The sequence below is a fragment of the Methylophaga marina genome, assembly GCF_030296755.1.
GTDB lineage: Bacteria > Pseudomonadota > Gammaproteobacteria > Nitrosococcales > Methylophagaceae > Methylophaga > Methylophaga marina.
Map to the genome: position 1 here is coordinate 346,886 of NZ_AP027741.1, position 14,901 is coordinate 361,786.

General features: G+C 43.7%; 14 protein-coding genes, 1 other RNA gene and 1 pseudogene. 10 read left to right on the forward strand and 6 right to left on the reverse strand.

The annotated features are described in order from the left end of the window. Positions 1–269 precede the first annotated feature (269 nt). Together ssrA and smpB are read right to left on the reverse strand one after the other, a co-directional pair. Positions 270–607: a transfer-messenger RNA gene (gene ssrA / locus QUE24_RS01705) on the reverse strand. Between the two features lie 63 nt (positions 608–670). Next, positions 671–1,150, reverse strand: a complete 480-nt coding sequence (gene smpB, locus QUE24_RS01710) for an SsrA-binding protein SmpB (RefSeq protein ID WP_286304966.1) — start codon at positions 1,148–1,150, stop codon at positions 671–673. Between the two features lie 129 nt (positions 1,151–1,279). Between smpB and QUE24_RS01715 the strand changes: the two genes are divergently transcribed. The 3 genes from QUE24_RS01715 to QUE24_RS01725 are packed head-to-tail and all read left to right on the forward strand — an operon-like array spanning position 1,280 to position 3,408. Continuing rightward, positions 1,280–2,647, forward strand: a complete 1,368-nt coding sequence (locus QUE24_RS01715; RefSeq protein WP_286304967.1) for a sodium-dependent transporter — start codon at positions 1,280–1,282, stop codon at positions 2,645–2,647. A 22-nt stretch (positions 2,648–2,669) separates the two neighbouring features. Next, entirely contained in the window at positions 2,670–3,110 is a 441-nt protein-coding gene (locus QUE24_RS01720) for a type II toxin-antitoxin system RatA family toxin (RefSeq protein WP_007145456.1), read from the forward strand. Continuing rightward, the gene (locus tag QUE24_RS01725; protein WP_284722449.1) at positions 3,097–3,408 is read left to right on the forward strand and encodes an RnfH family protein; all 312 of its coding nucleotides are present in this window, start codon (positions 3,097–3,099) and stop codon (positions 3,406–3,408) included. Before QUE24_RS01720 ends, QUE24_RS01725 begins: the two co-directional genes overlap by 14 nt. Here QUE24_RS01725 and QUE24_RS01730 read toward each other — a convergent pair whose 3' ends face one another. Together QUE24_RS01730 and QUE24_RS01735 are read right to left on the reverse strand one after the other, a co-directional pair. Then, entirely contained in the window at positions 3,409–4,230 is an 822-nt protein-coding gene (locus tag QUE24_RS01730; protein ID WP_286304968.1) for a ferritin-like domain-containing protein, read from the reverse strand. It abuts the gene before it with no gap. Next, positions 4,223–5,202, reverse strand: a pseudogene (locus QUE24_RS01735) (ABC transporter permease). Before QUE24_RS01735 ends, QUE24_RS01730 begins: the two are co-directional and overlap by 8 nt. A gap of 257 nt (positions 5,203–5,459) precedes the next feature. Between QUE24_RS01735 and QUE24_RS01740 the strand changes: the two are divergent. The 4 genes from QUE24_RS01740 to QUE24_RS01755 all read left to right on the forward strand — a co-directional run bounded on the left by QUE24_RS01740 (position 5,460) and on the right by QUE24_RS01755 (position 8,225). After that, complete coding sequence (locus tag QUE24_RS01740) at positions 5,460–5,807, forward strand: rhodanese-like domain-containing protein (protein ID WP_286304969.1); 348 nt, start codon at positions 5,460–5,462, stop codon at positions 5,805–5,807. 10 nt (positions 5,808–5,817) lie between these two features. Next, a complete protein-coding gene (locus QUE24_RS01745; protein WP_286304970.1) occupies positions 5,818–6,573 on the forward strand; it encodes a hypothetical protein in 756 nt (251 codons plus the stop codon). A gap of 61 nt (positions 6,574–6,634) precedes the next feature. Further along, on the forward strand, positions 6,635–7,483 hold the full coding sequence (locus QUE24_RS01750) for an HvfB family MNIO-type RiPP peptide maturase (RefSeq protein WP_286304971.1): 849 nt from the start codon (positions 6,635–6,637) through the stop codon (positions 7,481–7,483). Continuing rightward, entirely contained in the window at positions 7,476–8,225 is a 750-nt protein-coding gene (locus tag QUE24_RS01755) for an HvfC family RiPP maturation protein (protein ID WP_286304972.1), read from the forward strand. Before QUE24_RS01750 ends, QUE24_RS01755 begins: the two co-directional genes overlap by 8 nt. Positions 8,226–8,272: 47 nt before the next feature. Here the strand turns inward: QUE24_RS01755 and QUE24_RS01760 are convergent, their stop codons facing one another. Beyond that, positions 8,273–8,905: a bifunctional 4-hydroxy-2-oxoglutarate aldolase/2-dehydro-3-deoxy-phosphogluconate aldolase gene (locus tag QUE24_RS01760; RefSeq protein ID WP_286304973.1), complete on the reverse strand. Its 633-nt coding sequence runs from the start codon at positions 8,903–8,905 to the stop codon at positions 8,273–8,275. Between the two features lie 21 nt (positions 8,906–8,926). Then, positions 8,927–10,750, reverse strand: a complete 1,824-nt coding sequence (edd, locus tag QUE24_RS01765) for a phosphogluconate dehydratase (protein ID WP_286304974.1) — start codon at positions 10,748–10,750, stop codon at positions 8,927–8,929. A gap of 341 nt (positions 10,751–11,091) precedes the next feature. Here edd and trmB point away from each other — a divergent pair, with 341 nt between their 5' ends. From trmB to QUE24_RS01780, 3 genes are all read left to right on the forward strand, one after another. Further along, positions 11,092–11,781, forward strand: a complete 690-nt coding sequence (gene trmB, locus QUE24_RS01770) for a tRNA (guanosine(46)-N7)-methyltransferase TrmB (protein WP_286304975.1) — start codon at positions 11,092–11,094, stop codon at positions 11,779–11,781. An 84-nt stretch (positions 11,782–11,865) separates the two neighbouring features. Further along, on the forward strand, positions 11,866–13,095 hold the full coding sequence (locus QUE24_RS01775) for an OmpP1/FadL family transporter (protein WP_286304976.1): 1,230 nt from the start codon (positions 11,866–11,868) through the stop codon (positions 13,093–13,095). Continuing rightward, a complete protein-coding gene (locus QUE24_RS01780) occupies positions 13,096–14,901 on the forward strand; it encodes an AMP-dependent synthetase/ligase (RefSeq protein WP_286304977.1) in 1,806 nt (601 codons plus the stop codon).

Consider the following 14,901-nt stretch of genomic DNA (forward strand, 5'->3'; position numbering starts at 1 on the left):
CGGGACAGTGATTCCTGAATTTTCATTCAGGCCTGGACTATTCCTTCATCTGATAAATCAGATGGAGAGCGTTTGTGAGTATCTGTTTTACCTTCAACCCACCCTAGTATTCCATGGAGATAAGTCTCGTTAGGAACCTATGAGTCTCTAGCCGGCTTACTGGTTTCCCATTCACCGGACGGCGTTGGCATAGGACCCTTGTCCCGTAGCGTTCACCGTATGAGCTCTCTTTTTCCAATAGGGATCACTCCCTATGGCGACCATTTTACTAATCGAACCCGCGTCCGCAGATCCTCCGCCTTCGGATCTACATGCTTATTTCATCTATTAATTTAACTACCTGCTACCCGATGAACAGGGAAAACAAGTAGCGATCTTGTAAAGTTTTAATCTCTTAGTACCAAGCATACCTTGAGACGATCTTGTGAGAGTCGACGCCCGATACCAGACGCACAAGCACGGATCTGGTCGGACGGCATTCACTGGTTATTAAGCAGCTAGTGCGTAGTTGTTATCGTTAGCAACTAATTTAATTCCAGTCTTTTTTACGAGAGAACTGAAGTACTCGGCATGCACCTTAGGTTTTGTAATCCCCGTCGAAGCCAGGTCGCCCCCAAAGTGTTGAACTCTTATATTGTAACGGATGTGACGTTTTTCAACCAGTGAAAACTTATCTTGCTTTCAGAATTCTGGCTTTATCACGATTCCAGTCGCGATCTTTTTCAGTTGCGCGTTTATCGTGTAGTTGTTTACCTTTAGCCAGCGCAATTTCAATCTTGGCCATGCCCTTTTTCCAATACATATTTAAAGGAATAAGTGTGTAACCTTTGCGCTCTACCGCACCAATCAGTTTGTGTAACTCAGCACGATGCAGCAGTAATTTACGGTCACGTTGCGGCTCTGGTTTGATATGCGTTGATGCTGTTTTTAACGCGGTAATGAGTGCGTTAGCTAACCAGGCTTCACCATTGCGAACGTGCACATAGCTCTCGTTGAGCTGAGCTTTTCCATCACGCAGGCTTTTCACTTCCCATCCTTCGAGAACGAGTCCTGCTTCAAATCTATCTTCGATGAAAAATTCATGCCGTGCCTTGCGGTTCACTGCGATGGTATTTTCGCCTACTTTCTTTTTATTCTTTTTCGCTGCCATGTGGATATTATAGAGTGTTTAAACGGCGGCTTCATTATTTATCATTCATAACAACAAAATGAGTGCAGTTTGTTGAAAGCCAAATATTTTGGGTACAATCGAATGAATTTACTATTTTGAGGCGACCGAATGGCTAGACCAACCAAGTCGATTCATGGCGAGTGGACATCTCGCTGGGCATTTATTCTTGCAGCAACAGGATCGGCTGTTGGCCTGGGAAACATATGGAAATTTCCTTACATCGCTGGTGAAAACGGTGGCGGTGCCTTTGTTTTAGTTTATCTCTTATGTATTGCTATTATCGGTGTGCCACTGATGATGGCTGAAATTCTGATTGGTCGACGTGGTCGACAAAACCCCATGAATACCCTGAAATCCATTGCCGAAGAAGAAGGCAAGAGCAAACACTGGCAGTGGCTTGGTGGCATGGGGGTATTAACCGGCTTTTTTATTCTTTCGTATTACAGTGTGATTGCTGGACAGGCGATGGCCTATATTCCCCGCGCATGTGCGGGGGTATTTGAAGGGGTCACTGCTGACGGTGCCATTAGTATCCATAAAGCCTTAGTCAATGATCCAGAACGCTTATTGGCCTGGCACACCATCTTTATGCTGATGACGGTAGCTATCGTTATTCGTGGTGTTCAGCATGGCTTAGAAAAGTCTGTTCGCATTATCATGCCCGCCCTATTTATTATCATTTTGATGTTAGTGGGATATGGCTATAACACTGGCGAATACTTTCATCAAAGTGTGGACTTTTTATTCGCGACTGATTTTTCTAAGCTGACACATACAGGCGTGCTGACCGCAATGGGGCACGCCTTTTTTACATTGAGCTTGGGGATGGGGGCGATAATGGTTTATGGGTCATACCTGCCTCAAAAAGCCTCTATATTCAAAGTCTCTCTGACTATTTCTGTGATGGATACAGGCGTGGCATTACTTGCTGGCTTGGCGATCTTCCCTCTCGTATTTGCCAATGGTTTAGAACCAGGACAAGGACCCAGTTTAATTTTTGATACGCTACCAATTGCCTTTGGTCATATGCCGGGCGGTGAGTTCTTTGGCGGTATCTTTTTTGTCTTATTATTATTTGCTGCCTGGAGTTCTGGCATTTCACTGGTTGAGCCAATTGTTGTATGGTTAGTAGAAAATAAGAATATGACAAGACTCCGAGCCAGCGTGTACTCAGGTGCCATAATCTGGTTATTAGGTCTGCTGACAATCTTCTCATTTAACATCGGCCGGGAATGGACATTATTCGGATTAACGATGTTTGAGTTGCTTGACTATCTTACAGCGAATATTATGTTGCCTTTGGGCGGATTACTGATAGCCTTCTTTGCAGGCTGGGTAATGAAGCGACAGAGCTCGATGGATGAGCTGGGATTGGGCAATGGAGTGCTGTATTCGACTTGGCGAGTACTTGTACGTTTTATTACACCGATTGCAATTATGATTGTCTTTGCCAATCTTATCGGTCTTCTGAATTAATTAATGACGTAACCGGATTTCAATGACTACCATCACACGAAGCTCTCTGGTCATGTACACACCTGATCAAATGTTTGATTTGGTTAATGATGTTGAAGCCTATCCACGGTTTTTGCCTTGGTGTCGCGACAGCAGAATTATCAGTAAAAATGAAGATGTTATCTGCGCCTCACTGGATATAGCCAAAGGCGGCATTCATCATGAATTTTCCACCAGGAACGTGCTCGATCATGGCAATGCCATTCGGATCGAGTTAATTGACGGCCCCTTTCGCCACTTAGAAGGCCATTGGCAATTTAAACCTATTGGCGATAACCAGGGGTGTCGTGTCCAGCTTGATATGGACTTCGAATTTTCTACCCGCTTATTAGATTTAGCATTAGGCCCTGTTTTCACTCAAATCTCAGGCTCATTGGTAGAAGCTTTTTGTAAACGTGCACAGGAAATCTATGGAAAACGCTGATTTAATGCTAATTGAGGTAGCTTACGCGCTACCGAATGAACAAGTCATTATTCCTATCGAAGTCCCTAAAGATTGCGTCGTAGAAGAAGCAATCAAACGCTCTGGCATCTTAGAGCGTTTCCCACAAATCGATTTAAAAACAGATAAAGTCGGTATCTTTGGCAAAATGTGTAAATTGAATGCCGAGTTGAATGATAAAGACCGTATCGAGATCTATCGTCCATTGATTGCTGATCCGAAAGAATCCCGTCGGCAGAAAGCAGAAATGGAGAAAAAGAAAAAAGCAGCGGCTGAATAATCAGCCCTGCTTTTTGTACACGGCCTGTGATTCGAGCAAATCCATTTCCTGCTGTGTAAATCCTGCATCCAATCTGGCCTCTGTATGAAACGGGCCACGAATCTCACCATTAAAGTAGGTATGAAGTAAGGTTTTAAACGTCTCGAAAGGGTCCACGCCCCGTTGCTCGCACAGAAAATTAAACCAGCGAGTACCAATGGTCACGTGACCAATCTCTTCTTCCAAAATCAATGTCAAAATATCAAACGCTTTATGATCACCAGAGTTTTTTAACTTCTTCATCATCGAAGGAGTGACGTCTAATCCCCTCGCCTCTAAAACGCGAGGTACTAATGCCATCCTTGTCAGTGGATCATGGTGTGTCTTCTGCGCCATTTCCCACATACCGTCATGGGCAGTAAAATCACCATAATGAAACCCCATGCTTTGCAAATGTTCGTCTAATAATAAGAAATGATGTGCTTCTTCATAGGCGACTTGCATCCAGTCCAGATAAAAAGCCTCTGGCATATCAGCAAACCGGGCTGTTGCGTCTAATGCCAGATTAATCGCGTTAAACTCAATATGACATATGGCGTGAATCAGTGTGGCATGACCCGTTTGTTGATTATTACGTCGACGAGGTAACGCTTTGGGCGGGACTAAGTCTGGCTTGTCTGGTCGTCCTGGTATCGTCGGTACATCAAGTGATTGTCGATTTAAATAAAAACCTTCTTTACTTACTTTCTCGTAGAGCGTTCTTGTGTGCTGTGCTTTCTGCCATGGGTCATTCATCAATAAGCAGCTTAAAGCTTGTTGACGCACATCAATCTTATCAACCATCTAATCTTACTCTTGGGTCAACTAAGGTATAGGAAATATCTGTCAGTACCAGCCCCACAATATACAAAACCGATCCCAGAAAGACCATCGAACGTACGATAGCAAAGTCCTGGGCCTGGATAGCATCAATGGTGTAACTGCCTAAGCCGGGAATACCAAAGAAGGATTCAAGGATTAAACTTCCCATAAACAAGGTAGGTAAAACCACGACCGCCCCAGTTAAGATGGGTATCATGGCGTTTTTCAGAACATGTACAAATAACACTCTGATTTCAGACAAGCCTTTCGCTCTGGCAGTGCGAACATAATCCTTTGAGACTTCCTCCAGAAATAGAGTGCGGTACCAGCGTGAGCCTGAGCCAATGCCAGAAACGATACCTATAAAGACAGGCAAAATAACAAATTTAAAGGCATCTAACCCTTGTGCGTAGCCTGATAACGGGACAAGCTGCATGATCTTTCCCACCAAAAACTGGCCACCTATGATGTAAAACAGCCCAGAAATAGACATCAGCACAACACAGAGAATAACCCCACTGAGGTCGAGATAACTGGCTCTAAAAAAACCATCAGCATGGCAAAGGTGATATTGGCCAGCATACCAATAATGAAAACGGGAACCGCTATCGCCAGGCTGGGCCACATACGTGTTTGAATATCTTCGCCAATATCGCGGCCATCATCTGCCTGACCAAACTCAAAGGCGAACAGACTCAACGATTTATCAAAGAATATCGTATCGGTGAGTTTATCCATGCCCTGCTGCTCATGATTCCAGAGCAACGCCTTGTTATATCCTCTCTCTTCTTTCCAGACATTTACCGCTTCTTGAGTAACGTGCTTTTCACCCAGATGCATTCGCGCCATATCATCCGGCGTATTGACCATAAAAAACAAAGCAAAGGTGAGCGCGTTGACCCCGATTAAAATCGGAAACGCATAGAGAATCCTTCGGACAATATAAGCAAACATAGATTAACCAGGTTATTTCATCAATTTTGGCTGATGCATCTTAAGCATCAATATGTATCTGTTTCACATTATGACGCTATGAAACGTAATGAGAAAGGACTATTACATATTTGCAGACCCACTGTTATGCGTTTTATTAATTCTGTCCTTAGTTTCCCTGATTTAATGCATGTCAATTATTTAGAAAATTAGCATTTACTAATACACAAAATTTGTTATCGTGTGTTTTATCATCTGTAAACAATAACGAGGTTGTTATGAGCCTAACTGCAATGGATTTGGTCAAACGAGCCAAAAGTGAAATTAATGAAATCAGCTGTGAAGAAGCGACGTCCATGTTGGATGGTGCCACGGTCATTGATGTCAGAGAACCAGCAGAATATGAGGCAGGCCACATAGACAATGCATTGCCTATTCCCAGAGGTATGCTTGAGTTTTCACTGAATTCTCACCAATCACTGACTAACCTTGAGCAAGCCATTATTGTTTACTGCAAATCAGGTGGACGATCCGCATTGGCTGCCCAAACGTTACAAACGATGGGTTATCAACATGTTTACTCTATCGCCGGTGGATTTGATGCTTGGCTACAGACGAATAACTAAGGGGTATATCATGCGTAGATTTTCTTACATCTCATTCTTGCTGCTGACACTCTCATTTTTACCCTTGGTTGCACAGGCAGAACCCACGCAAGTAATGATTAGAGCAATGGCTGTTGATGCTAAATTTATCGGCACGAGTGTGGGCGGCGTTCGGGTAACTATCAAAGATGCCGAGACAGATGAATTACTCGACGAAGGTTGGATTCATGGTGGCACCGGTGATACTGATCGTTTAATCAAAAATCCAGTTCAACGTGGCGATATGCTTGCAGATAATAATACTGCTGGCTATCTGGCAACGGTAGATATCGATACGCCACGTCTGGTTAAAATTACCTTGTTCGGCCCCTATGCATACCGCCAGTCTCTACAAGAGGCCAGTGTCACTACTTGGTTGATCCCCGGCAAAGATTTATTAGGTGACGGCATCACCATTAAAATGCCTGGCTTTATTGCTGACGGATGGACACAGGTGTTACAGGACGGTGTTGTTGAGTTCTATCTGAATGCTTCATTAATGTGTGGCTGTCCTATTAAGAAAAATGGTCTGTGGAATCCAGATGATTATGAAGCTAAAGCCATTGTGATGCAGGATGAGAAAAAGATAGATGAAATTCCATTAAGCTTTACAGGGCCCATCGGCATCTTTTCAGCAAAAACCCAATTGAAAAAGAATGGTCACTACAAAGCTATTCTTTATGTTGTAGATACAAAAACAGGCAATGTCGGTGTTGACAGGACCATGTTTGAAATTAATTTAGATTGATAGTTGTAACAATCGCAGTATGAATTCGTCTTATCAAGACAGCATTCTGCAGGAGAAGAAAATGGCGCACCCATCATGTCCGGTCTCAGGAACAGGCCTTGGACTACGCCGACAATTTATTGAAGAACTCTTAGAATTGGGCAATCCTGATATCGACTTTATGGAAGTCGCGCCAGAGAACTGGATGGGACTCGGTGGCAAATATGCCAAGCAATTCACGGCTGCTTGTGAACGCTTTCCGATGATGTGTCATGGTTTATCACTGTCTATAGGTAGCCCTGCACCACTCGATGTCGCTTTTCTCAAACAGTTGAAACAGTTTTTCGACAAGCATCAAATCGTTAGTTATAGCGAGCATTTAAGCTTTTGCAGTGATGATGGCCACCTTTATGACTTAATGCCAATTCCGTTTACTGCTGAGTCTGTTCGTTATGTGTCAGCGCGTATTAAGCAGGTTCAGGATATTCTGGAAAGACAACTTATTATAGAAAATGTGTCGTATTACGCCGCCCCAGGCCAAGAAATGACTGAAGTGGATTTCACACGAGAGGTACTAGAAGAAGCAAATTGTGGTCTGTTATTAGATGTAAATAATGTTTATGTGAACAGTATCAATCATGGCTATGACGCCAAGCACTTTATCGATGCGATGCCGACGGATCGAATTGCGTATCTCCATATTGCCGGACATTACAATGAAGCAGAGGATTTGATTGTCGATACTCATGGTGCTGATATTGTCGACCCTGTCTGGCAGCTCCTCAGTCATACTTACGACCGGCATGGCATTATCCCTACCCTGCTCGAGCGTGACTTTAATATTCCTTCTCTGTCACATTTGTTTGATGAGATGACGATCATCAGACAATATCAACAACAGCTATATGATATGCAGGCTCGACATGGCTAATCAGTTTCAAGAAACACAATATCAGTTTGTCGCCTATATCCGAGATCCTGAACATCAGCCTATTCCAGACCAGCTGGAAAGCCGTCGAATGGCGATTTACCGCGATTTATTTTTTAATAATATTGACAGCACCTTATCCAGTGCTTTTCCCGTTATACGGCAACTGATGAACGAAAATGACTGGCTGGCACTGGTCAGATCCTTTATGAAAAATCATTTTTGCCAATCACCTCGGTTTGTTGATGTCTCAAAAGAGTTTATTGAATATTTGAATCAACAGCATGACGTAAATGAAACCATGCCTTTTTTGCATGAGCTGGCTCATTATGAGTGGGTTGAATTGGCATTAAGTATTGCCGAGGAAGAATGGCAATGTAGTGAGATTGATGAAAAAACCAATATGTTGGCCATGTCTTATCAAGGCTCTCCCCTGGCCTGGCTATTAAGTTTCCATTTTCCTGTACATCAGATTTGTGATGATTTTCAGCCGACCACGCCATCTGAACAGCCTCATTATCTGCTGGTATATCGCAATAAAACGGATGACGTAAAGTTCATCGAACTCAATGGTTTAAGCGCACATCTCTTCGAGCAAATCAGCCAGGGAGAAGACGTTGAGTCGGTTATTGATGTTATTGCCAAAGCCATGCCACAACTTGATTATCAGCTGATAAAAAATGGCGCCAAAGAGTTAATAACAGACTGGTTATCAAAAGGCATTTTGCTGGTGAGACAGGCATAAAAAAGGCCGGGATAATCCCAGCCTTTTTATTCTTATTGGATTCGCGCTTAGGCAGTCGCTAATTCAATCGCTTCAGCAGAAAGGCGAGTAATTTCATCCCAGTTTTCCGCATCAACTAAGCTTGCAGCACACATCCATGAGCCACCAACACAACCTACATTAGGAAGACTGTAATAGTCCTTCACATTTTTCTGGTTAACACCACCCGTTGGGCAGAAGGTGATTTGTGGAATCGGCGCACCGATTGATTTCAACATTGGCACACCACCCGCTGCTTCTGCAGGGAAGAATTTCATTGCTGTGATGCCTTTTTCAAGCAGCGCCATTGCCTGGCTTGGATCGGCCACACCAGGTAATAAAGGCACGCCGGTTTTTAATGCTGCATCAATCAATTTTTCTGTGGTACCAGGGCTGACGATAAACTCAGCGCCTGCATCAATCGCTGCATTGAGTGTTTCGATGTTGATGATAGTACCAGCACCAACGATAGCATCAGGCACTTCAGCTTTGATGCGACGGATAGATTCAAGTGCTGCATCTGTTCTTAGAGTAATTTCCAGAACCTTCAAACCACCTTTAACCAAAGCTTTAGCTAAGGGCACAGCATGTTCAACATTATTGATAACCATCACCGGTACAATCGGCGATACTTTCATGATCTCTTGAATTGTTTTAGACATTGATTAACTTATTCCAAATAATTATTCGACATTAAACATGTTGATGGCACCTGTTTCAGCTGATGAAACGCCTTGGCGGAAACTATCAAACAGTTCACGGCCCATGCCATAGTGATGTTCAGTATTAGCCAGTACACAAGCCATACGTGAGTTCAGTTCTTCTTCGTCGACCAACACATTCAACTCACCACGTTGTGTATCAAGACGGATCATATCGCCATCACGTACTTTGGTGAGGATGCTACCATCAGCACATTCAGGACATAAGTGAATAGCAGAAGGCACTTTACCCGATGCACCAGACATACGGCCATCAGTCACAAGCGCGACTTTAAAGCCTTTATCCTGTAATACACCTAATGGTGGTGTCAGTTTATGCAGCTCAGGCATACCGTTTGATTTTGGTCCTTGGAAACGCAGGACAACAATCACGTCTTTATTCATTTCACCACGTTTGAATGCTTCAACGACATGGTCTTGATTATCAAAGACCATCGCAGGTGCTTCAACAACCTGATGTTTAGGATCAACGGCAGATATCTTAGACATACCACGACCAAGATTACCTTTGATAAGGTGTAAACCACCACTTGTAGCAAACGGTGCAGGAACACTACCGATAACATCAGTATCAAGTGAGGCTTCAGGACCTTCTTCCCATGTCAAAGTACCGTCTTTCAGTGTCGGTTCTTTAGTGTATTGCTCCATGCCTTTCTCATCACCGATGGTGATGATGTCAGTATGCATTAAGCCGTGTTTAGATAATTCACGAATCAATACACCCATACCACCAGCAGCCTGGAAGTGATTCACATCGGCAGTACCGTTCGGGTAAATACGTGTCACTAATGGGATGATTTTTGACAGACGGTCAAAATCGTCCCAGTTAATGATGATGCCAGCTGCACGTGCAATCGCGATTAAGTGAATAGTGTGATTCGTTGAACCACCTGTGGCTAACAGACCAACCAAGGCATTCAATATCGCTTTCTCATCGATCATGTGACCAATCGGACGATAATCATCACCCAATGCTGTAAATTTGAGTGCTTGTTCGGTTGCGCGTTTGGTTAATGCATCACGCAGTGGCGTGTTTGGATTAATGAATGAGCTACCAGGAAGGTGAAGCCCCATCATTTCAACCATCATCTGGTTACTATTCGCTGTGCCGTAGAATGTACATGTACCCGGGCTGTGGTATGACTCTGACTCAGCTTTCAATAATTCATCACGACCTACTTTGCCTTCAGCGTAAAGCTGGCGAATACGTACTTTTTCTTTATTGGGTAAGCCGCTCGGCATAGGGCCGGCTGGAACGAAAACGGCTGGTAGATGCCCGAAACTCAATGCACCAATCAACAGACCTGGAACAATCTTGTCACAAACACCGAGGTACATTGCCGCATCAAACATGTTATGGCTTAGGCCAACAGCCGTCGCCATAGCGATAACGTCACGACTGAAAAGTGAGAGTTCCATGCCGGGTTGACCCTGTGTAATACCATCACACATGGCTGGAACACCACCAGCAAACTGGGCTACCCCACCTGCTTCAGTGGCTGCTTTCTTGATGATTGCTGGGAAATCTTTGAACGGCTCATGCGCTGATAGCATGTCGTTGTAGGAAGAGATAATCGCAATATTGGCTTTTTGATCAGCAGCTAAGTCTGCTTTCTCTGACATCGAGCAGGCAGCAAATCCATGAGCTAAATTACCGCAGCCCAATACAGCACGATGAGGGCCTTTTTGAATTGCCTCATCAATACGGGCCAGGTAAATATCCCGTGTTTTTTTGCTTCTCTCGATGACGTCATTGGTGACGGCTTCTAAAACTGGATGAACCATACTTTCCTTCTCTCTTAAATGCTTTGCCTGAATATATGCAAAGATAATTGCGGGTTCGGGGTACCCTTAAGAATCTACGTAAAGACCCGATATTATAACGCTAATACTCATTTTTAGCACGCTGTTATCAAAAACTTACCCCGCAAATGCGCTATGAAAAAGTATCAAATTCTCATTATTATTATTTCAAACACGACGCAATATGGCAGAAATGCTGGCTGTGATGAACTTCACATTCTGCCTTTCAGCTGATGAGAAAGAGACAAAAAAGTTTTGCTCCTCGTGTTATCTAATAGCGCTTCAGGTATCATATCCGGCTTTAATTTTTTACCGAAAATACTATGACAACTGAAACAAAAGCGATGCGACAAATACGTAGTTTTGTTCGCCGTGAAGGCCGTCTGACACCCGGACAACAGCGCGCTCTGGATAATCACTGGCCCATTTTCGGTATTGAAGACGACACAGATTTATCTGATCTCAATGCCCTTTTTGGTCGCACCGCACCTAAAGTTATCGAAATAGGTTTCGGTAATGGTGCCTCATTGATTGAGATGGCTAAGAATCATCCAGATCATGACTATATAGGTATAGAGGTTCATCGTCCTGGTGTCGGTCAGTTACTCAAAGGTATCGACGATGAGCAGCTGAGCAATGTCCGGGTTGCTTGCACCGATGCTGTTCAACTTCTTAAACAGCGCATCAAAAATCAGGCTCTCGCCCGTGTTCAAATTTACTTTCCTGATCCGTGGCATAAAAAGCGCCACAACAAACGGCGAATTATCCAGCCTGAGTTTGTCAATGTCCTGGCAGACAAATTAGAACATGGTGGCCATTTACATCTGGCAACAGACTGGCAAGATTATGCGGAACAAATGCTTGCAGATGTCTCCTCCAATACTCGTTTTCAAAATACAAGCCACGACAATACTTACATCGAACGTCCTGATTACCGTCCCCTGACCAAATTTGAGCAACGTGGTCATCGCTTGGGACATGGTGTCTGGGATTTGGTTTTTAAGCGGATATAAGCTGAGATTGATAAAAGCTTGCACCTGTCAGGTGCTTGAGATACTTTATCAACTTGTTCAAAAACCAGCTGCAAGTAATTGACTATGAAATTAAATATCCTAAAAGCACCCAGTTTCCTTTTACTCAGTACCATGAGCAGTGCTAGTTTTGGTGCAGGCTTCGCCATTATCGAGCAAAGTGTGACAGGCTTAGGAAGAGCTTTCGCCGGCAGTGCTGCAGCAGCTGAAGATGGCAGTACCGTATTTTTTAATCCTGCCGGTCTGGTATATCTAAAACAAGCCGAGATGGACTTCGCACTTAACTACATAGCACCCAATACCGAATTCAATAACGACGGTACAAGCTCTCCTGCAAATGGAGGTGACTATGGCGATGCAGGTAACAATGCAGTTGTACCTAACTTTTACTTTGCGAAACCACTTAATGACAAAGTCGCAATCGGCTTTGGTGTGACTGCTCCTTTTGGCTTAGTCACTGAGTATAACGAAAATTGGGTGGGTCGTTATTTTGCTGTGAAATCGGATCTCAAAACCATCAATTTCAATCCAAGCATTGCTTTCAAAGCGACAGATAAACTCTCTATTGGGTTTGGTGTGAGTGCAGAATACATTGATCTCACACTGTCACAGATGACAGATCGATTTGGCGCGCCTGATCGAAAAGTAAAATTGGAAGCGGATGACTGGGGCTATGGTTATAACTTAGGCATTATGTATCAGATGACGCCAGAAACACGTCTGGCGCTAGCTTATCGCTCTAAAATTTCGCATACGCTTAAGGGTGAGGGAAAAGTGACAATACCAACAGGTGAGATCGAACAAAATATTCAGGGCGATGTAGATTTACCCGAAACGCTCTCACTTGCTATCCATCATCAGCTTAATGATAAATGGTCCGTTATGGCAGATGCCACGATGACCCGTTGGAGCCGTTTTGAAGAGCTTGCCATTGAATCGGATGGCGGCGCCTTCACCGATACCAAAGCTGAAGACTGGGATAACAGCATGCGATATGGGATTGGTTTGAATTATCAATACAGTGATAAATGGCAATTTCGTACAGGGATTGCCTACGATGAAACACCCGTTCCCAATGCCGAACGACGCACTGCGCGAATACCTGACAATGACAGAAAATGGTTAGCGATTGGCGCGACCTATAACTATTCTGACAATCTGGTTATTGATGCAGGCTATGCCCATTTATTTGCAAGCAATCCTTCGATAAGAGAGTCCGACGGAAGTCATAGTCTTAATGGTGATTATGATGTCAGTGTTGATTTGTTAGGAGTTCAACTTCGTTGGTTAATGTAAATGTCATTGGATACAACAGATTATATTTCTATAGCTTCTGCTCAGACTTTATACGGCCTATTCAGAGAGCGGCATAGAAAAACCCCCAACAGCACAGCCTATTCACATTTTTGTGCAGATACTCAACAGTGGCAAACCACCACCTGGTCAGAGGCTGCACAACAAATAGCTATCTGGCAACATGCGCTGAAATCAGAAGGTCTGAGCTCAGGCGACCGGGTCGCGTTGAATTTGAAAAATTGTCAGGAATGGGTGTTTTTTGATCAGGCAGCCTTAAGTCTTGGTCTCATTACAGTCCCACTCTACCCAGATGATCGGCCTGATAGCCTTGCTTTTATCTTGCAAGATGCTGATGTCAGATGTTTATTTCTACAAAACCAGCATCAATGGCAACGTCTGAAACCTTCGTTATCAGACGAACATCAGCTCAAACGTGTGATTATCAAAACTACTGGTGAAAATATACTTGATGCACCAGCTGTATACATGAACGAATGGTTGAGAACGGATACTAACCCGGGCTTGATTGATTGGCAGGCAGATCCTCATCAATTAGCCACGATCATCTACACTTCAGGCACCACAGGTAAACCCAAGGGCGTTATGCTCAGTCATTATAATATTTTGTCTGTTGCCAGCGCTTCACTTGAGTGCTTTCAAGTTCGGTCAGATGATCTTTTTCTATCCTTTCTCCCCCTATCGCACACACTGGAGAGAACGGCCGGTTACTATTTACCCATGATGACGGGGGCTAGAGTGGCTTTTTCCAGAGGCATTCCACAATTAGCCAATGATATTCAAGAGCTGAAACCCTCTGTATTAATTGCTGTACCACGTATTTTTGAACGCATCTATCAACGTATACAGTCTTCTGTGTCATCACAGCCCTGGTACAAACGCTTATTGCTCAAATTGACATCTCATATAGGCTGGACATCTTTTCTCCACGCTCAACGTCGTCACCGCTGGTCTCCTAGTTTCCTAGTCATGCCTGTATTAGAGAAAATAGTAGCCAAAAATATACAAGCCCTTTTCGGTGGGCAATTAAGAATAGCCGTGACTGGTGGGGCCGCTATTCCACATCATGTTGCTGAATTTTTCATCGGCATAGGGATCAATCTTTTACAAGGCTATGGTTTAACGGAAACAAGTCCCGTCATTAGCGTGAATAGAACTTCAGAAAATGAACCGTTTAGTGTGGGTCAACCTATCCCTTCTGTGGAAGCAAAAATAGGTGACAATGCCGAGCTTTTAGTCAAAAGCCCTGGCAATATGTTGGGTTACTGGAATAACCATAAAGCAACAGCGAATACCATTGATGCTGAAGGCTGGTTACATACAGGGGATCAAGCGCGTATAGCTGAGAGTGGACATATCTTCATTACCGGCCGAATTAAAGACATTCTGGTATTGAGTAATGGTGAGAAGGTCTCGCCAGTGGATATGGAAATGGCTATCACTCGTGATGAATTGTTTGAACAGGCCCTGGTATTGGGTGAAGGCAAGCCTTTTCTCTCTGCACTTGTTGTCTTGAATGCAGAACAGTGGCTTCAACTTGCACAAAGGTTGAAGCTAGATGCAATGAATAAAAATAACCTTACTGATAAAAGCCTGCAACAACATATCATTCAGAGGTTCAGAGGCTTGTTACATGACTTTCCTGCCTATGCCAAGATTCGCCGGGTGCATCTCACTCTCTCACCTTGGACAATAGAAAATGGCATGCTAACACCAACCCTGAAAATAAAACGTGCAAAACTTGTTGAGGCCAACCAACAACTTATTGATGAGTTTTATCAGAACTAA

Bases quoted from the DNA above. Each gene is read 5' to 3' on its own strand.
- smpB (WP_286304966.1), bottom strand. From the start codon at position 1,150: ATGGCAGCGAAAAAGAATAAAAAGAAAGTAGGCGAAAATACCATCGCA.
- QUE24_RS01715 (WP_286304967.1), top strand. From the start codon at position 1,280: ATGGCTAGACCAACCAAGTCGATTCATGGCGAGTGGACATCTCGCTGG.
- QUE24_RS01720 (WP_007145456.1), top strand. From the start codon at position 2,670: ATGACTACCATCACACGAAGCTCTCTGGTCATGTACACACCTGATCAA.
- QUE24_RS01725 (WP_284722449.1), top strand. From the start codon at position 3,097: ATGGAAAACGCTGATTTAATGCTAATTGAGGTAGCTTACGCGCTACCG.
- QUE24_RS01730 (WP_286304968.1), bottom strand. From the start codon at position 4,230: ATGGTTGATAAGATTGATGTGCGTCAACAAGCTTTAAGCTGCTTATTG.
- QUE24_RS01740 (WP_286304969.1), top strand. From the start codon at position 5,460: ATGAGCCTAACTGCAATGGATTTGGTCAAACGAGCCAAAAGTGAAATT.
- QUE24_RS01745 (WP_286304970.1), top strand. From the start codon at position 5,818: ATGCGTAGATTTTCTTACATCTCATTCTTGCTGCTGACACTCTCATTT.
- QUE24_RS01750 (WP_286304971.1), top strand. From the start codon at position 6,635: ATGGCGCACCCATCATGTCCGGTCTCAGGAACAGGCCTTGGACTACGC.
- QUE24_RS01755 (WP_286304972.1), top strand. From the start codon at position 7,476: ATGGCTAATCAGTTTCAAGAAACACAATATCAGTTTGTCGCCTATATC.
- QUE24_RS01760 (WP_286304973.1), bottom strand. From the start codon at position 8,905: ATGTCTAAAACAATTCAAGAGATCATGAAAGTATCGCCGATTGTACCG.
- edd (WP_286304974.1), bottom strand. From the start codon at position 10,750: ATGGTTCATCCAGTTTTAGAAGCCGTCACCAATGACGTCATCGAGAGA.
- trmB (WP_286304975.1), top strand. From the start codon at position 11,092: ATGACAACTGAAACAAAAGCGATGCGACAAATACGTAGTTTTGTTCGC.
- QUE24_RS01775 (WP_286304976.1), top strand. From the start codon at position 11,866: ATGAAATTAAATATCCTAAAAGCACCCAGTTTCCTTTTACTCAGTACC.
- QUE24_RS01780 (WP_286304977.1), top strand. From the start codon at position 13,096: ATGTCATTGGATACAACAGATTATATTTCTATAGCTTCTGCTCAGACT.